The sequence below is a fragment of the Psychromarinibacter sp. S121 genome, from assembly GCF_049801035.1.
GTDB lineage: Bacteria > Pseudomonadota > Alphaproteobacteria > Rhodobacterales > Rhodobacteraceae > Psychromarinibacter.
On record NZ_JBNAGE010000004.1, the window covers coordinates 133990 to 155232 of the forward strand.

Genomic DNA, 21243 nt, shown 5'->3' on the forward strand with positions numbered 1-21243 from the left:
CCTTCTTGCCTCCGGCGGGGATATTTTAGGACCAAAGAAGAAAGGTTTCATTAACCTCGCTGGCCCATTCTGAACTCGCGGTACAGGCGGGGACGCCGATGGCCGTGACCGAAGAAGGCGCCCTGTCCTGCCCAAGGGACGGGGCGCTGACCTTCAGCTTCTTTGGTCTTCAAATATCCCCGCCGGAGGCTCCCGCACTCACAGCCCGCGCGGCGCCGGACGTCAGCGCAGGCGCTTCAGGATCTCAAGCGAGGCGTAGCCGTCCGGCACCATCCCGACCGAGGACTGGAACGCCTTGACCGCGGCGATGGTGTTCGGGCCGATGATGCCGTCGACACCGTCCGGGTCGAAGCCCGCGGACAGCAGCCGGCGCTGCATTTCCTGCTTTTCGTCGAAGGACAGCGCACGATCCTCGCGCGGCCAGCCAGCGCGCAGGGCGCCCGCCCCGGCAATACGGTCGGACAGGTGGCCCACGCCGATCACGTAGGCGTCGGCGGTGTTGTATTTCTCGATCACGTGGAAGTTGTCGTAGATCACGAAGGCCGCGCCGCGATGACCCGCCGGCAGCAGCACCGAGGTCGGTCCGTTATCCGGCAGTTCGTTGCCGGCCGTGTCCCGCACGCCCAGCCCGTTCCAGTAGGCCGCGGGCTTCTTCACACGTTCGCTGGTTTCGGCATAGTCGAAGTCCTCGGGCAGCACGACCTCGATCCCCCAGGGCTGGCCCTTGGTCCAGCCGTGATGGCGCAGGTAGGCCGCGGTCGAGGCCAGCGCGTCCGCAGGATCGTCGCCCCAGATGTCGCGTTTGCCGTCGCCGGTGAAATCCACCGCGTGCGCAAGATACGAGCCCGGCATGAACTGGGTGTGTCCCATCGCGCCGGCCCAGCTGCCGACCATGTGACCCGCATCGGTGTCGCCGGACTGGATGATCTTCAGCGCCGCGATCAGTTGTTCCTCGAAGAACGCCGCGCGTCGCCCGTCATAGGCCAAGGATGCCATCGCCGCGACGATGGGCGTATCGCCCTTGAAGGTGCCGAACGCCGTCTCCAGCCCCCAGATCGCCGCGACGACTTCGGCTTCGACGCCATAGCGCGCTTCGATCTCGGCCAGCAGATCACGGTTGCTGTCCAGCGCCGCGCGGCCGTTCTTGACCCGAAGATCCGACACGGCGGTGTCGAGGTATTCCCAGATCTGCTTTGTAAACTCGGCCTGCGTGCGGTCGCGCATCACCACTTTCGACTGGAACGAGATCCCGTTCATCGCCGCATCGTAGACATCGGCGCGGATGCCTTCGGCCAGCGCGCGGGCGCGGAACTGCTGGATCCATGTCGGGAAGGCCAGGTCGGGGTCCGGGCTGTTGGTGGCCGTCACAACGTCGCTCCCGGGCCCGAGTTCGGGCCTGAGTTCGGGCACGGGAGAACTGTCCACGGCGGGCTCGGCCAGCGCGAGGGGCGCCCAGGCCAGCCCGGCCAGAAGGGCGGCAAAGCGGCGAAATTGCATTCCACGTCCTTTCGGTCCTCTCCCGCGCGAATACTACCCAAAGGGTTGATGAAACGGAACCAAGCGCCACACCATGAGCGGGAGGCCGCTAGCGCCTTGTCCGCTTTACCTTGCGCGCGGCCTTTTCTTTTCTGAACCCCGATTTCACTGCCTTGGACCGGCGCGGCCCTGCGGATTTGCCGCCTCGCGACGGCCCCTTGGGCATCGCCTTGCCGCGCAGTTCCAGCAGTTCCAGCATCAGCCCGCCGGTCACCGGCTCGGCCTCGGTCAGGCGAACGGTCACCTCGTCGCCGACGCTGATCACCAGCCCGGTGTCCGAGCCCATCAGCGTCTGCGACTGGCCGTCATAGTGGAAGAACTCGCGCCCCATGGTGCGCACCGGGATCAGACCGTCGGCGCCGGTCTCGTCCAGCCGCACGAAGGCGCCGAACCGCTGGATGCCCGAGATCCGGCCGGCGAACTCGTTGCCGACGCGGTCGGCAAGGTAGGCGGCAAGATAGCGGTCGTTGGTGTCGCGTTCGGCGGCCATCGATCGGCGCTCGGTGTCGCTGATATGCTGGGCGGTCGCTTCCAGCGTCTCGATATCCTGCTCGCTGAGACCGTCCTTTCCCCAGCCGTGACCAGAGATCAGGGCCCGGTGCACCAGCAGGTCGGCATAGCGGCGGATCGGCGAGGTGAAGTGGGCGTAGGATTTCAGCGCCAGCCCGAAGTGGCCGAAGTTCTCGGGGAAGTAATAGGCCTGCTGCATCGACCGCAGCGTCGACATGTTGATCAACTCGTCGAACTCGGTGCCTTCGGCCTGCCCCAGCAGCGAGTTCAGGTGGCGCGTGTGCAGCACCTGCCCCTTGGCAAGATTGAAGCCCGAGGCCTGCGCCACCTCGCGCAGGGCGTCCAGCCGCGTCGGGTCCGGTTCCTCGTGTACCCGGTACAGAAGCGGCCGCTTGCGGGCGAACAGCTCTTCCGCCGCCGCCACGTTGGCGAGGATCATGAATTCTTCGATCAGCTTGTGCGCATCCAGCCGATCCTTGAACGCGACCGAGGCGACCTTGCCATCCTCGGACAGCTCGATCCGGCGTTCCGGCAGGTCAAGGTCCAGCGGCTGGCGCCGCGCGCGGGCCTGCCGGGCGCAGTTGTAAGCGGCAAACAGCGGATGGATGATGTCGTCCATCAGCGGCGCGCATTTGTCGTTCGGGCTGCCGTCCTGCGCTTCCTGCACCTCGCGATAGTTCAGCGAGGCGACGGATTTCATCAGGCCACGGGTAAAGCGGTGACGGATCTTGTCGCCTTCCGCGTTCAGCGTCATCTCGACGGCGATACAGGCGCGGGGCACGCCCTCGTGCAGCGAACACAGGTCGCCGGACAGCCGGTCGGGCAGCATCGGCACGACCCGGTCCGGGAAATAGGTCGAGTTGCCGCGCTTGCGCGCCTCGCGGTCCAGCGCCGACCCCGGCGTGACGTAGGCCGCGACGTCGGCGATGGCGACCCAGACGCGGAACCCGCCGGGGTTCTTCGGATCGTCGTCGGGGCGGGCATAGCAGGCGTCGTCGTGATCGCGGGCGTCGGCGGGGTCGATGGTGACCAGCGGCAGCTCGCGCAGGTCCTCGCGCTTGCCCAGACCCGCGGGTTTCACCCGGTCGGCCTCGGCCATCACCTCGTCGGGGAAATCGTCGGGGATGCCGTGTTGGTGGATCGCGATCAGCGACACCGCGCGCGGTTCGGTCGGGTCCCCCAGACGCGAGACGATGCGCGCCTGCGGCAGTCCCATGCGGGCCTTCGGACCGGCGCCTTCGGCCTCGACCAGTTCGCCGTCTTTCGCGCCATGGGTCGCGCCGGGGCCGACACGCCATTCCTTGTCGACACCCTTGTCGATCGGGATGATGCGGCCACCCTCGGCCCCCTTGCGGAAGATCCCGAGAATGCGTCGCGGATTGGTGCCGATCTTGCGGATCAGCCGCGCTTCATAGGCGTGGCTGTCCTCGTTCACCTCGGTCAGTCGGCCAAGGATCCGGTCGCCGCCGCCCATTGCCGGATCGGAGGACCGGGGGATGACCAACACCTTCGGCTGTGGTCCCTCGCCCTGCCATTCCAGCGGCTTCGCGAAGAGGTCGCCATCGGCGTCGGGCGGCAGCACCTCCAGCACCGAGACGGGCGGCAGCTTGTCCGGGTCGCGGTAGGTCTTGCGCCGCTTTTCAAGATGCCCTTCGGCCTCCAGCTCTTTCAGCATCCGCTTCAGGTCGATGCGGGACTGGCCCTTGATCCCGAAGGCGCGGGCGATGTCGCGCTTCGCGGTCTGGGTCGGGTTCTCCGAGATCCAGTCGAGGATCTGCTGCTTTGTAGGAAGGCTGCTCATGGCGTCAGCGGTAGCACGGACGCAGGGCAACGTCATTCGGAAAGGCTAGCGCCGGAGGTCCGCCGCCGTGTCCACGTCGGACAAGGTATCGGCCAGCGCGATCCGCCGGTCCGGCAGCGTTGCAAGGCTGTCGGCAAGGGCGTGGCGCGTGGACCAGCGGACGCCTTTGAACAAAGTCGCCGGGGCCGCGCCGGGGTGTTTCAGCCCGACCAGCCAGAACCCGCCGTCGGTCGCCGGGCCGAACACCGCGTCATGGCCGCCAAGCGCCGTGAATGCGCGCGCGATGTGCTTTTCGGTAAGGTCGGGAATGTCGCCTCCGACAAGCAGAACCGGCCCGGCCCGCGCGGTGCGCAGAAGGCGCCCCATCCGGACCCCGAGATCGCCGTGGCCCTGCGCAACGCGCCGCAGGTGCGGGGGCCACGCGCGGCTTGTCAGCGCCGTATCCGGCGCAACGGCGAGGACCAGCCGCCAGCGCGGATCGTCCAGCCCTCGCAGCAGCCGGGCGGATTGGTGGCGCACCCACCACGCGGCGGGCACCATGCCGATCTCGCGGCCCAGCCGTGTCTTCACGCGGCCCGGCCTTGGGTCCTTCAGCATGACGACCAGCGTGGGCCCCGACCGCGGCGGGACAGGCGTCAAGCGAAGTAGCCCTCGAGGATCTTCCGGTAAATCCGTTTCAGCTGCTCGATCTGCTCGACCGGCACTTGTTCATCCACCTTGTGCATCGTCTTGCCGACCAGCCCGAATTCCACCACCGGGCAGTGGTTCTTCACGAACCGCGCATCCGAAGTGCCGCCCGAAGTCGACAGTTCCGGCGCTACGCCGGTTTCCGCCTCGACGACCTTGCCGATCAGGTCCGACAATTCGCCCGGCGGGGTCAGGAAGCTTTCGCCCGAGATCTTCACCGACATCTCGAAGGACACGCCGGTCTCGGTCGCGACCTGATCCGCCATCGCGCTCAGCCAGTCGGTCAGACCCGCGCCGCTGTGGGTGTCGTTGAACCGGATGTTGACCATCGCGCTGCAACTGGACGGGATCACGTTAGAGGCCGGGTTGCCCGTGTCGATCGAGGTCACCGCCAGCGTCGAGGCATCGAAGTGGTCGGTGCCTTCGTCCAGCACATGGCTGGCCAGGCGGTCGCAGAGGCGCGCCATCGCGTGAACCGGGTTCTTGGCGCGGTGCGGATAGGCCGAATGCCCCTGCACCCCCTGCGCCACGAACCGCGCATTCATTGACCCGCGCCGCCCGATCTTCATCATCTCGCCCATCGTCTCGGGACAGGTCGGCTCTCCGACAAGGCAGGCCGACATGCGTTCGCCCTGCTCTGCCATCCAGTCCAGCAGCGCGGTGGTGCCGTCGACGGCGTCGCCTTCCTCGTCGCCGGTGATCGCCAGCACGACAGCGCCGTTCTCCGGTGGCGTCTCACGTACGAAATCCACCGCTGCCGCCGCAAAAGCGGCGACGCCGGATTTCATGTCCGTGGCGCCCCGCCCCCACAGGATTCCGTCCTCGATTGCGCCGCCGAACGGATCGCGCGTCCACGCACCGGCATCGCCCACCGGAACAACGTCGGTATGACCGTTGAAACCGAAGGTCTTCACGTTGCCCTTGGCGCCCCAGCGGGCAAACAGGTTCGAGACGCCGCCCCGGTCGACACGGGTGCAGGTGAACCCGGCCCCGGACAGCAATTCCTCCAGCAAAACCAGCGCGCCGCCCTCCTCGGGCGTCACCGAGGGACAGCGGATCAGGCGGGCGGTCAGGTCGACGGGATCGACGGACTGGGACATCGGCAGGCTCCTTGTTGCACCGCCTTGCTAGCCCCGCTCTGCGCGCTCTGCAATCACACGCGATAGTTGCGTAACTTGTGGCGATTCCGAAACAATCATGCTTCAGAAAACTGCTCTGCATCGAATTATCTAGGCAATACGCCCCCTTATCCAGCACACTACCCTCAAACAAGAGGCAGGCAGGCCGCACAAAGACGGCCGCGAGCAGACGAACACACAATCGCAAACGGCGCGCTTTCCGAGGGGTATAGCGTTCCGGATTGGCCGTTTCGTCGCCTGACCTCACGAGGCAGGAGACGAGACACCATGGTCAACGCAACGCGTTTGCCAGTGGACACGGGTGCGTCCGCGAATGAAATGGCCGATGCCATCTTCGGCGACGGGGTGACCGTCGTCGATGCGTCTTACAGCGGCGACAGCCGGTCGTCGGGCATCTACTCCAACGGCGACAGCGTTGCCGGCGACGTGACGCCGGGCGACACCGGGGTGATCCTGTCCACCGGCCGGGCCGACCAGTTCACCAACCGGAACGGCCAGGCGAACCAGGACACGAACCAGTCGACCAACACCAGCGGCATCAACAACGACAGCGACTTCAATGACCTCGTGGGCTCGAACACCTACGACGCTTCGTTCCTGACCGTCGATTTCATCCCGACCGGCGATACGCTGACGATGCAGTTCGTCTTCTCGTCCGAGGAATATCCGGAATACACCGGCTCGATCTACAACGACGCGGTGGGGGTCTGGATCAACGGCGCACCGGCCTCGCTTGAAGTCGGCAACGGCAACACCAGCGTCGGCAACGTCAACCACACCAACAACATCAACCTCTACAACAACAACACCTCGGACGACTTCAACACCGAGATGGACGGCTTCACCGTCACCATGACCCTGACGATGCAGGTGGTGCCGGGAGAGGTGAACACGATCCGCATCGGCATCGCGGACGTGATGGACTCGAGCTACGACTCGAACATCCTGATCGCGGGCGACAGCGTGCAGACGGTGCTGATCGCCAACGAGGACTCGGTCCGCATCGATCCCGGCGAGGCGAAAACGCTGGACGTGCTGAGCAACGACTATTCCTCGACCGGCGGGGTGATCACGGTCACCCACATCAACAACGTCGCGGTCTCGGCCGGCGATACGGTGACGCTGCCGAATGGGCAGGAAGTGACGCTGAACGCGGACGGGACCTTCACCATCTCCGTGGATTCGGACGAAGAGGTCGCGAACTTCACCTACTCCGTCGAGGACGGGCTGGGCCACACCGACACCGGTTTCGTCACCGTGTCGACGGTGCCCTGCTTTGTCACCGGCACCATGATCCGCACTCCAAATGGCGAGGTCCCGGTCGAACGTCTGCGCGTCGGCGATCTGGTCGAGACACAGGACAACGGCCCGCAACCGCTGCGCTGGATCGGCCGTCGCGTGACAGAGGCCGCGGGCGATTTCGCCCCGATCCACATTGACGCCAACACCTTCGGCGATCACCGACCGCTGCGGGTGTCGCCGCAGCACCGCGTCCTGATCCGGGACGTGCTGTCGGAACTCCTGTTCGGAGAGCCCGAAGTGCTGGTCGCCGCCAAGCACCTTGTGAACGGCCGCTCGGTCCGGCAGGTCGTAGGCGGCACGGTGGAATACGTCCACCTGCTGTTCGACGCGCACGAAGTGGTTTTCTCCGAGGGGCTGCCGACCGAAAGCTTCCTGCCCGGCCCGCAGACGACAGCGCTGTTCGAGGCCGAGATCCTTGACGAGATCTGCACGCTGTTCCCCGAACTCGACCCCCGCACCGGCGACGGCTATGGCCCGGCGGCGCGGCGGACCCTGAAGGAATACGAGGGCCGTGTGCTGGCCAGAGGCGTGTTGGCCTCGGGCAAGCTTGCCGCATGACATCTGCGCCTCTGTTCAGGATGCCCCGCCGATGAGCTGGCTGGCGATCAGCGACGGCCGCTCGTGCCTGCGCCGCCCCTCGAACGCCGCGCCGGAACTGGTGGCGAAAGGGACGCTGGTGCTAGAGGCGCAGACCCATGGCGACCGCGACGACCCGGTGAACCTGCTGAAGATGGAGCGCAGCGACGGCTGGCACAGGAGGCTGCGCGTGTCGCTGTCGTCCGAGGGCAAGGTCACGCTTGAGCACAGGCAGGGACAGACCGCGATATCCGCCAGCGTTCACGCGCCGCGCCTGATGGCGAACGACACGTTGCGGCTGATCTACAGCTGGGACGCCCCGGACCGGACCGGCACGCTGACCGCCGAGAACGTCGACAGCGCCGCCGCGCAGCAGACCCGGGTCGCGCGCCCCAACCCGATGCCCACGAGCGACCTTCGCCTGTTGGCCGAGACCGGCGCCGACCGCCGCCTTGACCCGCGCGTGTCGATGCTTGCCGCCTCGAACCGGGTCGAACCCATCGGCCCCATGCCCGGCTTCGCCGCCGGTACTTTCGTCGAGACCGCCGCAGGCACCCGCCCGATCGAGACGATCCGGCCCGGCGATCTTGTCGTGACCGCAGGCCGGGGGCTGCAACCGGTTCGCCACATCGTCTCGCGCGAGGTCCCGGCACTGGGACAGTACCGCCCCGTCCGCCTGCGCGCGCCGTTCCTTGGGCTGCGCACCGACCTTTGCGTTGCGCCGCATCACCGGGTGATGATCGACGGCTCGGACGCCGAGTACCTGTTCGGCACGGATGTCGTGCTGGTCGAGGCGCGCCACCTGCAACCGATGGCTGCCGCCGCGCACGAGACCGCCCGCGCGCCGGTGGTGCGGTATCACCAGCTGGTGTTGGACATGCACGATTGCCTGTACACCGGCGGCGCATGGTCCGAGAGCCTGTATATCGGCCGCCTTGCCCGCCGCCCCGCACGGCTGGCGAGTTCGGTGCTGGCCGGCGTCGCGCCGGATCGCCTGCCGGTGCATCCCGAAATCGCCGGCCCGTTGCTGAAGCCCTACGAGGCGATGGTGCTGGTGTCGAACCTCTGCGCCTGACGGCCCGGACGATGGGGGCGCTGCCCCCGCGCCTGCGGCGCTCCCCCGAGGTATTTCGGAAGAGAAGAAGCCCCGACGGGACTACTCCGCAGCGACCTCGCGGGGTTCGGCAAGCTCGACGATGTCGAACATGATGCGGGTGAGTTCGAAGTCCTTCGGCGTGTAGACGCGGGCCACACCCATTGCGCGCAAGCGCTCGGCGTCGTCCTCGGGAATGATGCCCCCGACGACGACGGGCACATGGCCGAGACCGGCGGCGCGCAGGCGGTCGGTGACGTCTTCGATCAGCGGCAGGTGGCTGCCCGACAGGATCGACAGGCCCAGAACGTGCGGCGTCTCGTCCGCGACGGCATCGACGATCTCGGCAGGCGTAAGGCGGATGCCTTCGTAGCGGAACTCCATGCCACAGTCGCGGGCGCGGGCGGCGATCTGCTCGGCGCCGTTCGAGTGGCCGTCGAGACCCGGCTTGGCGACCAGCAGTTTCAGGCGGCGCCCGAGGCGGGTCGAGACGGCGTCGACGGCGGCGCGAATGTCGTCCAGTCCCTCGGTCCGGTTCGAGGGCGCGGCGGACACGCCGGTGGGGCCGCGATAATGGCCAAAGGCGTGACGGATGACCTCTCCCCATTCGCCGGTTGTCGCGCCCGCCTTTGCGGCGGCGATGGACGGCGGCATGATGTTGGCGCCTTCGGCGGCGGCGCGGCGCAGATCGGCGAGGGCGGCTTGGACGGCGTCCTCGTCGCGGGCGTCGCGCCAGTCGGCGAGACGGGCGATCTGGTCGGCCTCGGCCTTGGGGTCGGCGGTCAGGATCGCTTCGCCCGCCGTCAGCGGCGAGGGTTCGGCGGTCGTGTAGCGGTTCACGCCGATCACGGCGGTTTCACCGCTTTCGATCCGCGCGATGCGGGCGGCGTTCGCTTCGACCAACTGGCGTTTCATGTGGTCGATGGCTTCCATCGCGCCGCCCATGCCGTCGATCTGCGCAAGCTCGGCGCGGGCGCCGTCCTTCAGCGCTTCGACCTTGGCGGTCACGGCGGGGTTGCCGTCGAACAGGTCGCCGTATTCCAGAAGGTCCGTTTCAAAGGCAAGGATCTGCTGCATCCGCAGCGACCACTGCTGGTCCCACGGGCGCGGCAAACCCAGCGCCTCGTTCCACGCCGGAAGCTGCACGGCGCGGGCGCGGGCGTTCTTCGACAGGGTCACCGCAAGCATTTCCAGCAGGATGCGGTAAACGTTGTTCTCCGGCTGCTGCTCGGTCAGGCCTAGCGAGTTGACCTGCACGCCATAACGGAAGCGTCGGTATTTCGGGTCCTCGACGCCGTAGCGGTCGGCGGTGATCTCGTCCCACAACTCGACGAAGGCGCGCATCTTGCACATCTCGGTCACGAAGCGGATGCCGGCGTTCACGAAGAACGAGATACGTCCGACCATCTCGGGGAAGTCCTCGGGTGCGACCTTGCCCTGCAGGTCGTCGAGAACCGCGATGGCGGTGGCCAGCGCGAAGGCCAGTTCCTGTTCCGGCGTCGCGCCGGCCTCTTGCAGGTGATAGGAACAGACGTTCATCGGGTTCCACTTGGGCAGATGCTCGCGTGTCCACGCGGCGACGTCGGTGATCATCCGCAGGCTCGGCTTCGGCGGGCAGATATAGGTACCGCGGCTCAGGTATTCCTTGACGAGATCGTTCTGCACCGTCCCCTGCAGCGCAGAGATATCCGCGCCCTGCTCCTCCGCCACGGCGATATGCAGCGCCAGCAGCCACGGAGCGGTGGCGTTGATCGTCATCGAGGTGTTCATGCGTTCCAGCGGGATCTGGTCGAACAGCGCGCGCATGTCTCCCAGATGCGAGACCGGCACGCCGACCTTGCCGACTTCGCCGCGGGCAAGCACGTGGTCACTGTCGTAACCCGTCTGCGTCGGCAGGTCGAAGGCCACCGAAAGCCCGGTCTGCCCGCGTTCGAGGTTCGCGCGGTACAGCGCGTTCGACGCGACAGCCGTGGAATGCCCCGCATAGGTGCGGAACAGCCAGGGGCGGTCTTTCTGCGGTTCGGTCATCACGGCCTCACTCGAATCTACGACGCAATAAAATTGCTTTCCAGAGTTGATATGTGGAACAATCACACCTTGTCAATCCGCTGCAATGCGGCAATTCCGGGCAATCACGCCGACCGCGCACATCCCTCGGGCAGCTTTCGGCACACCGTAGCCGAATAGAAACGCCCGCCCCGGCGATGCGGAACGGGCGCTGTACATGGATTGCGCGTCGGCGCCAGGCGCCTATGGCACGCTTTCTTCTTCCTCTTCGCTCACCGAAGAGACCTGCCGCGCGATATACAACTGGTCGCCCATCAGCTCCATCAGGTCGAACTGTTCCTCGACGAAGTCGATGTGCTCTTCCTCGTCCTTCAGGATCCGCATGAACAGTTCGAAGCTGCCGAGGTCGCCGGCCTCCTGGCATTCGCGGGCGGCCTTGTCGTAGTACTCGCGCGCTTCCAGTTCCATCTTCTGCTGCGTCTCGAAGATGTGGCGCACGTTCTTCGGCTGTTCGATCTTGTCGAGCGTATGGACGTCGGCCTTGCCCTCGAGAAACAGGATCCGCGTGAGGAAGGCGTTGGCATGGCCACGCTCTTCGTCGATTTCCTCGCGCATCCGCTTGGCGAGGCGGTCGATGCCCCAGTCGTCAAGCGCACGTTCCTGGTAGATGTAGGTGTTGACCGTCGTAAGCTCCATCGTCAGCGCGCGCTGGAGGTGCTTCAGCGATACTTTCTGGCCTTTCATGTCGGGGTTCCCCTCTTGCTCTTGTATTCCACTCGGTCTGACAACGCGCGCGTCCGTCCATCGTTCCGGCGGTCGTCGGGAAAGGATGTCGCAGGGCGCGAATCGATGTAGAGGGGCGGGATGTTCCGATCCGTCGAAATCCCGCTGTGGCTGCTGATCCTGATCCTGCTGTTCGCGGCGGTGACGTTTCTCAGCCACTTCCTGTTCCCCTCGGTCCGCTGGTTCTTCCGGCGGCGGATGGAGCGGGCTGTGGCGGAACTGAACAAACGGCTCGAGCGGCCGATCCAGCCGTTCAAGCTGGCGCGGCGGCACGACACCATCCAGCGGCTGATCTACGACCGCGAGGTGCTGGCCGCCGTCACCGAACACGCGGCCGAGGAAGGCATTCCCGAGAACGTCGCGATGGAGCGGGCGCGGCGCTATGCGCGCGAGATCGTGCCGTCCTTCTCGGCGGCTGTTTACTATCGCTTCGCCACCCGCGCCGCCCGTTGGCTGAGCCGCAAGCTGTACGATGTGCGCGTCGACAAACGCAGCCGCGCCGCACTGGAGCGGGTCGATCCGGACGCGACGGTGATCTTCGTGATGAATCACCGGTCCAACATGGACTATGTGCTGATCACCTACCTCGTCGCCGAGAACTCTGCCCTGTCCTATGCGGTGGGCGAATGGGCACGGGTCTGGCCGCTATCGTGGCTGATCAAGTCGATGGGCGCCTACTTCATCCGTCGCAAGTCGCGCAACGCGCTGTATCGGCGGGTGCTGGCGCGCTACGTCCAGATGGCGACCGAGGCAGGCGTGACGCAGGCGTTCTTTCCCGAGGGCGGGCTGTCGTTGGATGGCCGGATCGGGCCGCCGAAGCTGGGCCTCTTGAGTTACGTGCTGGCGGATTTCGACCCGGAACAGGGGCGCGACGTGGTCTTCGTGCCGGTGGCGCTGAACTATGACCGCGTGATCGAGGACCGCGTGCTGACCGAGGCGGCGGCGCTGGGACAGCGGCGGTTCCGGGCCTCTATCGCGCAGTCTTTGTGGTTCCCCATCCGCTATGCGTGGCGTCGCTGGCGCGGGCGCGCTGTGCGGTTCGGGCAGGTCGGCGTCCGGTTCGGCGCGCCGATGTCGATGCGGCGCTACATGCAGGCGCACCCCGGCGCGCGCGTGGACGCGGTGGGCCGCGAGCTGCGCGCCCGCGTGCGCGCGGTGCTTCCGGTGCTGTGCGTCCCGCTTGTCGCCTATGTCGTGTCCCGCGCGGGCGGCACGATCAGCCGGAAGGATCTGACGTCGCAGACGGCCATGCTGCTGGCGCAGCTTCCGAACCCGTTGATGGACCGCGACGCCGATGCGGTGGTTTCGACCGGCCTTGCCGGCCTTTGTTCGCGCCGCATCCTGCGAGAGTCCGGGGAATTCGTGCTTTCTGTCGCGGAAAACACAGCACTTCTAGACTATTACGCCAATTCGGTGGCCTGCGTTTTCGACCGGAGCGATGTTTTGGCCTCCTCCCACGCGGAATCCTCTGAGACATAAAATTACAAAATATAGCATTCAGGGATTGCAAAGTTACTTTCTCGCCTCTATCCGATAGGGAGGCAGCGCGATTCTGCGCTGCCGCATGGATCGGCAAGGAGACCCGACGATGGCCCTGGACAGCACCCCGGCCCCAGCCGGATACGACGCGCCGCAGAAAGACCTCTACGAGGTCGGCGAGATGCCCCCGATGGGCCACGTGCCCAAGCAGATGTATGCGTGGGCAATCCGCCGCGAGCGGCATGGCGAACCCGAACAGTCGATGCAGGTCGAGGTGGTGGATACACCCACGCTCGACAGCCACGAGGTGCTGGTTCTGGTGATGGCCGCCGGCGTCAACTACAACGGCGTCTGGGCCGGGCTGGGCATTCCGATTTCGCCCTTCGACGTTCACGGCGCCGAGTATCATATCGCGGGCTCGGATGCCTCGGGCATCGTCTGGGCCGTCGGCGACAAGGTGAAGCGCTGGAAGGTCGGGGACGAGGTCGTCATCCACTGCAACCAGGACGACGGCGACGATGAAGAGTGCAACGGCGGCGATCCGATGTTCTCTGCGTCGCAGCGGATCTGGGGCTACGAGACGCCGGACGGCAGCTTTGCCCAGTTCACCCGGGTTCAGGCGCAGCAGCTGATGCCGCGTCCGAAGCACCTGACCTGGGAGGAAAGCGCCTGCTATACGCTGACGCTGGCCACGGCCTACCGGATGCTGTTCGGCCACCACCCGCACGAGCTTAAGCCGGGCCAGAACGTTCTGGTCTGGGGCGCGTCGGGCGGTCTTGGCAGCTTCGCGATCCAGCTGATCAACACGGCCGGCGCGAACGCGATCGGCGTCATCTCGGACGAGGACAAGCGCGAGTTCGTCATGGGGCTGGGGGCCAAAGGGGTCATCAACCGCAACGATTTCGACTGCTGGGGCCAACTGCCCGAGGTGAACACCGAAGAGTACAAGCGCTGGTTCGGCGAAGTCCGCAAGTTCGGCAAGGCGATCTGGGACATCACCGGCAAGGGTGTGAACGTCGACATGGTGTTCGAACATCCCGGACAGGCGACCTTCCCCGTCTCGACCTTCGTCGTGAAGAAAGGCGGCATGGTCGTCATCTGCGCCGGCACCACCGGCTATAACCTGACGATGGACGCCCGTTACATCTGGATGCACCAGAAGCGCATTCAGGGTTCGCACTTCGCGCATCTCAAGCAGGCCGCGGCGGCGAACAAGCTGATGGTCGAGCGGCGCATCGACCCGTGCATGTCCGAAGTCTTCCCGTGGGCGGAGATCCCGGCCGCCCACACCAAGATGCGGCGCAACCAGCACCTGCCCGGCAATATGGCGGTTCTGGTGCAGGCCCCGACGACGGGTCTGCGGACGCTGGAGGATGTGCTGGACGCCGGCACCCCGAGCTAGGTCCCGCGCCACTCTGACCAAAGCGCCGGCGGAACCCCGAGTTCCGCCGGCGTTTGTCTTTTCGGTTCCCGCATCGCGGCGGTTCAAGGACTTGCGGCCCGCCTCCTCCCCATTTTCGGGGAGTACCAAAACGCGAATGGATGGACCTATGCTAAGCCATGTATGCTCAGTCTCAGGCTTCTTCTTAAGCTTCCGTTAACCTTTCCTGTGGAGAGTTTGCTGTGGCAAATGACTGGATACTCGACGTACTCGCGGACCTGAGGGCCTTTGCCGACAAGAACGGGCTCTCGAAAACGGCCGAACAGCTGAGCGATGCAACGCTCGTTGCCGCCGTAGAGCTTGCGTCGTCGCAGGGGAGGCAGCCGGAGAAGCCGGCGCATCATGAAAGGACGGCTGGACTCGTTTATTGATCGCCTGCAGGGCACCCGCGACTTCGACGAGTTGCAGCGGCACCTGAAGGGATTGCGTGACACCTTCGACATCGAACACGTCACATATCATTCGGTAAACAGCACCGGCCACCAATACGCCTCCACCACCTATTCGACCGACTGGTCGCATCAGTATTTCGGCGAGGACTACGCCCGTATCGATCCTGTCGTGCAGGGCTGCTTCCGCCGCTTCCATCCGGTCGACTGGCGGCAACTGGACTGGTCCGGCAAACCCGCGCGCGACTTCATGGGCGAAGCGCGGGCCGCCGGGGTGGGGACCCACGGCTTTTCCGTCCCGATTCGAGGGCCCTCTGGGCAGTTCGCCCTGTTTACCATTTCCGACGCGCGCCGGGATGCAGAGTGGGAACGCTATACCGCCGAACACACCCGCGACCTGATCCTTGCGGCGCATTACGTGAACCAGAAAGCGCTGGAGCTGGAACGCGGCTCGGACGAGACGAAGGTGCAAAACCTCAGCCCGCGCGAGATCGACGTCTGCACCCTTCTGGCCATGGGTCAAAGCCGCGCGCAGGCCGCCGAACAGCTGGGGATCAGCGAACACACGCTGCGGGTCTACGTCGAAAGCGCCCGCTTCAAGCTGGGCGCGTCGAACACGATCCACGCGGTCGCCAAGGCGCTGTCGATGGGACTGCTGGTGATCTGATCCTCCGACATGCGCACCCTCGGTTAGCGAGGGGTTAACGGCGCAAAAGCAGCCTGACGGGCAGTTTTCCTGCTCAGAGGCAATCCATGCTCCGTTACATCTATGGCGAGGACCTGTCCCGTTTCCCCCTGCTGCGCGACAGCATGTTCAAGGATCGCGCGACGCAATTCCGCGACCGGCTGGGCTGGTCGGTCGAGGTCGGTTCCGACGGGCAGGAGCGCGACGGGTACGACGCGATGAACCCGATCTACGCGATCTGGGAGCGGCCAGACGGCAGCCATGGCGGGTCGATGCGGTTTCTTCCGACGGTGGCCGAAACGATGGTCAACGACCACTTCCGCCACCTGTCCGGCGCCGAGATACGGACGCCGCTGATCTGGGAATGCACCCGCTTCTGCCTTGCGCCCGACGCCGAGCCGCGCATCTCGTCCGCTCTGATGCTGGCGGCGCTGGAGGTGGGGCTGAACTTTCACCTGACCGATCTTGTCGGCGTGTTCGACGCGCGCATGATCCGGGTCTACCGGCGGCTTGGCTGGGAACCCACCGTCCTCGGGTCCGAAGGCGCCGGGCGCGGCGCGATCAGCGTCGGGCTTTGGGCCTGCACCCGCGACGTGCGGCAGGTTCTGCTGGAAAAGGCCGGAATTTCCGCCGCGTTCAGCCAGGCCTGGTTCGATCAGTCGTTCGGTTTGAAGACGGCTCCACTGGCGGCGACCGGCTGAACCGACCCCTCCTCGACACGGCATCCGGATCATCGCGGCGCCCGCTTCTTTGGTCCGGAAATATCCCCGCCGGAGGCGGAAAACTCTTTCCCGCCGAGGCAGCGAAATCCGATTCCCTCCCCCCGCGGGTTGGCATAGGGTCTGCGCATGGCGCTGCCCGCAGTTCAGTTCTCCGACGATCAGGCCGAGGCCTTCGACAGCGTCACCGAAATGCTTCGGGGCGCGGGTGTGGATCTCGTGGAGGGAACACTCACGCCGATGGCCGAAGGTCGCGAAAGCATCGCGGCGGTGATCGGCAAGGCCGGCTCCGGCAAGACCATGTTGCTGGCGCAACTGACCGACGCCTTGCAGGAAGCGGGCGTCGAGATCGTTTCCGGCGACTGGGAAGGCAAGCGCCGCAAGGACCGGCGGACGCTGGCGATCCTTGCGCCGACGAACAAGGCGGCAAGCGTTCTGCGCAATCGCGGCGTTCCGGCGACGACGATCCACCGCATCCTTTACACCCCGGTCTACGACCCCGAGTACGAGAAGATCGCCGAGTGGCTGGCAGGGTCCGGCGACCGGCCGGTGATCGAGGGGCTGACCGACATCGCGCTGGACCGGGCGCGGGCGTTTTTCGAGACCAACAAGTCGATCCCCGGCGCACTGGCGGCGGCGGGGCTGCGCGGCTCGGACTTCATCCGTGGCTGGAAGCGGCGCGACGATCCGCTGGACGTGGGCTTCGTCGACGAAGCCTCGATGTTGGACGACCGGCTGTATGACGACCTGAAAGAGATCTTCCCGACGCTTCTGCTGTTCGGCGACCCGGCGCAGCTTGCTCCGGTGGGTCAGTCGGGCGAGATGGTGTTCGACCGCTTCGAGGGCAAACGCCGGCTGGAACTCAGCCGCATCCACCGGCAGGCCGAGGGCAACCCGATCCTCGACCTTGCCCATGCGCTTGCGGACGACAGCCTTGGCTTTCAGGATTTCGAGCGGATGGTCGAAGACGCCGCGCGGAAGGACGACCGCGTCGTGGTCACGCCGCGCGTCGAATCCAGCCTTATGGCGCGCTCGCCGGTGCTGGTCTGGCGCAACAAGACACGCGTCCGGCTGATCACCGCGTTTCGCGCAGCCTACGACGCGCCGGGCGATGCCCTGCTGCCGGGCGAGCCGCTGATCTGCGACGGGATCGAACTGCCGCTGAAGCACCGCAAGAAACGCATCGACCTCGAAGCGCGCGGCCTGATCAAGGGCGCGCAGGTTGTGTTCCTTGGGCCGGGGCGCAAGCCGGGCTTTTCCCGACTGCACGTCATGGGCGCGGAGGATCCGCAGATCTCTGCCGCCTCGATCATCAAGATCGAAATGCCGGACGAGGAAGAGCCGTTCATCCCTTCGGCCGCACGAATGGGCGCGGCGTTCCTGCACGGGGCGGCGGTGACGATCCACAAGGCGCAGGGCAGCCAGTGGCCCGAGGTGCAGGTCTTTGCACCCGATCTCTGGGCCGCAGCGCAGGCGGGGCGGATCGAGGCCGGCATCCCGCTGTGGAAGCGGCTGGCCTATGTCGCGATCACCCGCGCGCAAGAACGGTTGTACTGGGTCACACGCTATCGGCTGGCACGGCCGACCGAGCCGCTGTCGACCGAGGATCTCAGGGCGCCCGCGGCGGCGCTTGAACTGGAAAGGGAGGAAGAGACATGACGGGAACGATCCTGATCACCGGCGCGAGTTCCGGCATCGGACAGGCAACGGCGGAATTCTTCGCCGACAAGGGCTGGACCGTCGGCGCGCTGGCGCGCCGCGCCGAACCGCTAGAGGAAATGGCGGCGAAGAACGATCTGATCGTGCCGCTGCCCGCTGACGTCGGCGACCCGGAGGCGGTCGAAAAGGCGTTCGCCACCTTCGTCGACAAGGCCGGGCGGCTGGATGTGCTGTTCAACAACGCGGGCATGTTCGGGGTCGCGGAACTGATCGACGACGTGCCGCTGGATGTCTGGAACAACGTGGTGAACGTGAACCTTCACGGCATGTTCCTGTGCGCCCGCGCCGCGTTCGGCCAGATGCGCAAGCAGGACCCGCGCGGCGGACGGATCATCAACAACGGCTCGATCTCGGCCCATGTGCCGCGCCCGAACTCGGTCTGCTACACCACCACCAAGCACGCGATCACCGGCATGACCAAGGCGCTTAGCCTCGACGGTCGTGACCTCGACATTGGTTGCGGGCAGATCGACATCGGCAACGCGCGGACCCCGATGGTGGCGGCACAGCACGAACGCGCCCGGGCGGCGGGGACCAAGCCCGATGCGTCGATGGATGTGTCCAACGTGACCGAGGCGCTGTGGTTCATGGCAACGCGCGACCTAGAGGCCAACGTGCAGTTCATGACCGTCATGGCGCGCGAAATGCCCTTCATCGGGCGCGGCTGACGCGACCCGCTTCCTGATCGTCCGGCCCCAATCGCGCCGGGCGATCAGCTTGTCTGGCCCGATTTCTCGATCTGCGACCGCAGTTCCTCGGCCTCGGTGCGGGCGTCGCGCAGGCCGTCCATCGCGGCAGACAGTTCCGCCTCGGTCTGGTGCAGCGTGTTCGTGAGCTCCTGCTCGCGCTGCTGGTAGTAGGCCACCGCCTGATCCCGCTGTTCCTCGGCCTCGTGAAGCTGCTGGGCAAGCTTGTCGAGTTCACCCATCTCCGAGCCCTTCACCCGCACGAAGCGGTGGATCAGCCAGTGCGCGAACCAGCCCAGCACGAAGGCCACGAACAGGATGACGGCCGTAAGAGCGATGAATTCGGTGCGGTTCATTCAGTGTCTTCCTATTCGGAGATGTCCTCGGGCCGCCGCACGGGCGGGGTCGTAGGCATGTCGGGGTCCACGGGAGAGGGCACGATTTCGATCTCTGCGTCATCCGACGCGGCTTCGGCGTCCGCTTCGGCGTCCGTTTCTTCGGCAGCCGCCTCTTCCGCAGGCTCGTCGGTCGCAGGCTCGTCGGTCGTAGCCTCGGCGTCCACGTCGGACTCGGGTTCTTCTGTCGTGGTGTCCGCGTCAGACGCGGTCTCGTCGGACGCGGCGTCGTCGCCTTCGACGTCATCCGCCACCGCTTCGTCGGTTTCGGTCTCGTCCACGGCGGCCTCGTCTGCCGGCGTCTCTTCGTCCGGCGTTTCGGCTTCTGCTGTCTCGGCGTCCGGCGTCTCTTCCGTCTCCGCATCCGCAGCCTCGGCTTCGGGATCTTCCTCCGCCGTCGCCTCGGCAACTTCGTCCTCGCGCAGGCGCAGCGTGAATTCGATACGGCGGTTTTCTTCGCGGCCTTCTTCCGAGTCGTTGTCGGCGATTGGCTGTTCCTCGCCATAACCGCGTGCGGTCAAGTTCGCGGTCAGCACTCGGCGGGCCATCAGCGCTTCCAGCACCGCCTCTGCGCGGCGTTGGGACAGGCCAAGGTTCATCGCCTCGCGGCCCTGACTGTCCGTGTGGCCGCCGATTTCCATCGGAACGGCGGTGCAGTCCTCCATCACCTCGGCGATGCGGTCGACAGAGACGCGGGCGGAACTGTCGATCTCGGCAGAGCCGGGGGCGAAGGTGATCTTGCGTGCGGCGAGAATGGCGTTGATCGCGTCGACGCATTCCTCGGGCGTGGGCAGCGTGACCTCGGGTTCCTCGACCTCGTGATAGGTCACGTTGATCGTGATGTTCGCTGCCGCGCCAAGCTGATCGCCAAGGATGCGGGCGATTTCGGCACGGGCATCGGGATCGTCGGTGTCGCCACGGATGGTGATATTCTCGGGCTGCACGACCAGCGCGCCATTCGTCAGGTTCGAGAGCGCCTCGAGCCCCGAGAACACGCGACCGGACCAGCCCACCGGCAGATCCTCGGCCGTGCGCATGGTGCCCCGGACCTCGGCGGTCGAGAACCGGGCGCGAGCGAAGCTTTCGACCGCTTCGCGCAGGCGGGCATCATTCACGCGGCCACGCAATTGCAGCAGACCCTCGGGCGACAGCGTCGCGACGAATTCGGGGGCAAGCTCGCCCGCGTCCGCCCCCGCGCCGTCGATTTGCAGCGGGGCGGGCAGCACGGCGTTCAGGCTGAACACCTCGGGCAGCGCCGCTTCAAGTTCGCCGACGACGGTGTCGAAGGTTGTCTGGTCGGTGCCTACAGGGGCGGTCAGGCTGACATCCGCATCCGAGAACGACAGCGTTCCGCCACCAAGCCGCGCAACGGCGTCGATGCCGGCGGTCACGGCGTCGGGCCACCGGGGCGACGGCACACCAAGTCCCAGCGTACAGGTGGCCTTGCCCTGCAGACCCGCCGCCGCCGCGGCGGCAAGGATACGGGCGCGACCGTCCTCGGTATGGGCCGAGCACGCATCGAAACGGCCGCCTTCTTCGTCCATCAGGAACCGAAGGGTAAAGGGTGTGATGACCGGGCGCGGCGCGCTGATGTCCAGCGCCAGCGTCACGCCCGCCGGAAGATCCGCGTTCAGCGCATCCTGCAGCGCGCGCTTCTGCTCGGCGCTGTCGGAGATCGCGGTAATCTCGACCGAACCGGGCGACACCGAGATCTTCGAGCGCGGCAGACGCGCCAGCGCATCCAGCGAATAGGTCAGCGCGGGCCCCCAGCCATCCGGCACCGGATAGTCGGCGCTTTCCAGCAGGTCCGTCACCTCTCCGCGGCCCGCGATTTCCTGCAGCAGGTCCGATACGGCCTCGCGGTCCATTCCGTCAGGCACCAGACCGATCAGCGACACGCCCTCGTCGTTTCGCAGGATCTCGATCGAAAACTCGGGCGGTCGGATCGGTTCCGGCGAGGTCACTTCCATGCCGTCGATCACGCGCGTCGCGTCGACCACGTTTCCGGCCAGCGACAGCGCCTGAAACCGCGTCGCCTCGTCCGGCGCGGTGCCGGACAGCATGACCTGCAGGCCGTCGACCGAAACGGACGCCCAGTCGAGCCCGCCCTCAAGGAAGAGGGTGTCGATCTCGCGCTGAGAGGTTCGTTCGATGCGGCCCACCATCAGGGCGGCGGCGCTTACGGCAGCGGCTCCGGCGAGGGCGAAGGCTGCAATGGTGGCGATCAGTGATGACTGGCGCATGGACTGTTCGGGTGTCCGTTCCGTTGGTCTGCCGGGTCTAATAGGCAGATAGG

Annotated in this window: 16 protein-coding genes; 8 read left to right on the plus strand and 8 right to left on the minus strand. The window is 66.2% G+C overall.

Translation table 11 applies throughout. The annotated features are described in order from the left end of the window. Positions 1–222 precede the first annotated feature (222 nt). From ACP156_RS19230 to dapE, 4 genes are all read right to left on the minus strand, one after another. On the minus strand, positions 223–1497 hold the full coding sequence (locus tag ACP156_RS19230) for a lytic murein transglycosylase (protein ID WP_425052996.1): 1275 nt from the start codon (positions 1495–1497) through the stop codon (positions 223–225). A gap of 88 nt (positions 1498–1585) precedes the next feature. Next, a complete protein-coding gene (gene rnr / locus ACP156_RS19235) occupies positions 1586–3847 on the minus strand; it encodes a ribonuclease R (protein WP_425052997.1) in 2262 nt (753 codons plus the stop codon). A 45-nt stretch (positions 3848–3892) separates the two neighbouring features. Further along, positions 3893–4444 carry a TIGR04282 family arsenosugar biosynthesis glycosyltransferase gene (locus ACP156_RS19240; protein WP_425053271.1) on the minus strand — a complete coding sequence of 184 codons (552 nt, stop codon included), beginning with the start codon at positions 4442–4444 and terminating at the stop codon, positions 3893–3895. A gap of 38 nt (positions 4445–4482) precedes the next feature. Then, positions 4483–5634 (minus strand): succinyl-diaminopimelate desuccinylase, encoded by a 1152-nt coding sequence (gene dapE, locus ACP156_RS19245; RefSeq protein WP_425052998.1) that lies wholly within the window; start codon positions 5632–5634, stop codon positions 4483–4485. A 306-nt stretch (positions 5635–5940) separates the two neighbouring features. Here dapE and ACP156_RS19250 point away from each other — a divergent pair, with 306 nt between their 5' ends. Both ACP156_RS19250 and ACP156_RS19255 read left to right on the plus strand, forming a co-directional pair. Beyond that, positions 5941–7533, plus strand: a complete 1593-nt coding sequence (locus ACP156_RS19250) for a Hint domain-containing protein (RefSeq protein WP_425052999.1) — start codon at positions 5941–5943, stop codon at positions 7531–7533. A 31-nt stretch (positions 7534–7564) separates the two neighbouring features. Continuing rightward, entirely contained in the window at positions 7565–8626 is a 1062-nt protein-coding gene (locus ACP156_RS19255) for a Hint domain-containing protein (RefSeq protein ID WP_425053000.1), read from the plus strand. An 81-nt stretch (positions 8627–8707) separates the two neighbouring features. Here ACP156_RS19255 and ACP156_RS19260 read toward each other — a convergent pair whose 3' ends face one another. Together ACP156_RS19260 and ACP156_RS19265 are read right to left on the minus strand one after the other, a co-directional pair. Next, a complete protein-coding gene (locus ACP156_RS19260) occupies positions 8708–10672 on the minus strand; it encodes a methylmalonyl-CoA mutase family protein (protein WP_425053001.1) in 1965 nt (654 codons plus the stop codon). Positions 10673–10894: 222 nt separating this feature from the next. Then, positions 10895–11395 carry a bacterioferritin gene (locus tag ACP156_RS19265; protein ID WP_425053002.1) on the minus strand — a complete coding sequence of 167 codons (501 nt, stop codon included), beginning with the start codon at positions 11393–11395 and terminating at the stop codon, positions 10895–10897. Between the two features lie 120 nt (positions 11396–11515). Here ACP156_RS19265 and ACP156_RS19270 point away from each other — a divergent pair, with 120 nt between their 5' ends. The 6 genes from ACP156_RS19270 to ACP156_RS19295 all read left to right on the plus strand — a co-directional run bounded on the left by ACP156_RS19270 (position 11516) and on the right by ACP156_RS19295 (position 18534). Next, a complete protein-coding gene (locus ACP156_RS19270) occupies positions 11516–12913 on the plus strand; it encodes a 1-acyl-sn-glycerol-3-phosphate acyltransferase (RefSeq protein WP_425053003.1) in 1398 nt (465 codons plus the stop codon). Positions 12914–13022: 109 nt separating this feature from the next. Continuing rightward, positions 13023–14315, plus strand: coding sequence for a crotonyl-CoA carboxylase/reductase (ccrA, locus tag ACP156_RS19275; RefSeq protein ID WP_425053004.1), 1293 nt, complete (start codon positions 13023–13025; stop codon positions 14313–14315). A 381-nt stretch (positions 14316–14696) separates the two neighbouring features. Next, positions 14697–15410 carry a helix-turn-helix transcriptional regulator gene (locus ACP156_RS19280; protein WP_425053005.1) on the plus strand — a complete coding sequence of 238 codons (714 nt, stop codon included), beginning with the start codon at positions 14697–14699 and terminating at the stop codon, positions 15408–15410. Between the two features lie 86 nt (positions 15411–15496). Further along, positions 15497–16129, plus strand: a complete 633-nt coding sequence (locus ACP156_RS19285; protein ID WP_425053006.1) for an acyl-homoserine-lactone synthase — start codon at positions 15497–15499, stop codon at positions 16127–16129. A 147-nt stretch (positions 16130–16276) separates the two neighbouring features. Further along, positions 16277–17806 (plus strand): ATP-dependent DNA helicase, encoded by a 1530-nt coding sequence (locus ACP156_RS19290; RefSeq protein WP_425053007.1) that lies wholly within the window; start codon positions 16277–16279, stop codon positions 17804–17806. Beyond that, positions 17803–18534: an SDR family oxidoreductase gene (locus ACP156_RS19295; protein WP_425053008.1), complete on the plus strand. Its 732-nt coding sequence runs from the start codon at positions 17803–17805 to the stop codon at positions 18532–18534. The genes ACP156_RS19290 and ACP156_RS19295 overlap by 4 nt, the downstream gene beginning before the upstream one ends. A gap of 44 nt (positions 18535–18578) precedes the next feature. Here ACP156_RS19295 and ACP156_RS19300 read toward each other — a convergent pair whose 3' ends face one another. Continuing rightward, positions 18579–18908: a hypothetical protein gene (locus tag ACP156_RS19300; protein ID WP_425053009.1), complete on the minus strand. Its 330-nt coding sequence runs from the start codon at positions 18906–18908 to the stop codon at positions 18579–18581. Positions 18909–18919: 11 nt separating this feature from the next. Beyond that, entirely contained in the window at positions 18920–21190 is a 2271-nt protein-coding gene (locus ACP156_RS19305) for an OmpA family protein (protein WP_425053010.1), read from the minus strand. Positions 21191–21243 lie beyond the last annotated feature (53 nt).

What these genes read in the sequence shown, in the direction of transcription:
- ACP156_RS19230 (WP_425052996.1), bottom strand. Translation starts at nt 1,497, where the DNA reads ATGCAATTTCGCCGCTTTGCCGCCCTTCTGGCCGGGCTGGCCTGGGCG.
- rnr (WP_425052997.1), bottom strand. Translation starts at nt 3,847, where the DNA reads ATGAGCAGCCTTCCTACAAAGCAGCAGATCCTCGACTGGATCTCGGAG.
- ACP156_RS19240 (WP_425053271.1), bottom strand. Translation starts at nt 4,444, where the DNA reads ATGCTGAAGGACCCAAGGCCGGGCCGCGTGAAGACACGGCTGGGCCGC.
- dapE (WP_425052998.1), bottom strand. Translation starts at nt 5,634, where the DNA reads ATGTCCCAGTCCGTCGATCCCGTCGACCTGACCGCCCGCCTGATCCGC.
- ACP156_RS19250 (WP_425052999.1), top strand. Translation starts at nt 5,941, where the DNA reads ATGGTCAACGCAACGCGTTTGCCAGTGGACACGGGTGCGTCCGCGAAT.
- ACP156_RS19255 (WP_425053000.1), top strand. Translation starts at nt 7,565, where the DNA reads ATGAGCTGGCTGGCGATCAGCGACGGCCGCTCGTGCCTGCGCCGCCCC.
- ACP156_RS19260 (WP_425053001.1), bottom strand. Translation starts at nt 10,672, where the DNA reads ATGACCGAACCGCAGAAAGACCGCCCCTGGCTGTTCCGCACCTATGCG.
- ACP156_RS19265 (WP_425053002.1), bottom strand. Translation starts at nt 11,395, where the DNA reads ATGAAAGGCCAGAAAGTATCGCTGAAGCACCTCCAGCGCGCGCTGACG.
- ACP156_RS19270 (WP_425053003.1), top strand. Translation starts at nt 11,516, where the DNA reads ATGTTCCGATCCGTCGAAATCCCGCTGTGGCTGCTGATCCTGATCCTG.
- ccrA (WP_425053004.1), top strand. Translation starts at nt 13,023, where the DNA reads ATGGCCCTGGACAGCACCCCGGCCCCAGCCGGATACGACGCGCCGCAG.
- ACP156_RS19280 (WP_425053005.1), top strand. Translation starts at nt 14,697, where the DNA reads ATGAAAGGACGGCTGGACTCGTTTATTGATCGCCTGCAGGGCACCCGC.
- ACP156_RS19285 (WP_425053006.1), top strand. Translation starts at nt 15,497, where the DNA reads ATGCTCCGTTACATCTATGGCGAGGACCTGTCCCGTTTCCCCCTGCTG.
- ACP156_RS19290 (WP_425053007.1), top strand. Translation starts at nt 16,277, where the DNA reads ATGGCGCTGCCCGCAGTTCAGTTCTCCGACGATCAGGCCGAGGCCTTC.
- ACP156_RS19295 (WP_425053008.1), top strand. Translation starts at nt 17,803, where the DNA reads ATGACGGGAACGATCCTGATCACCGGCGCGAGTTCCGGCATCGGACAG.
- ACP156_RS19300 (WP_425053009.1), bottom strand. Translation starts at nt 18,908, where the DNA reads ATGAACCGCACCGAATTCATCGCTCTTACGGCCGTCATCCTGTTCGTG.
- ACP156_RS19305 (WP_425053010.1), bottom strand. Translation starts at nt 21,190, where the DNA reads ATGCGCCAGTCATCACTGATCGCCACCATTGCAGCCTTCGCCCTCGCC.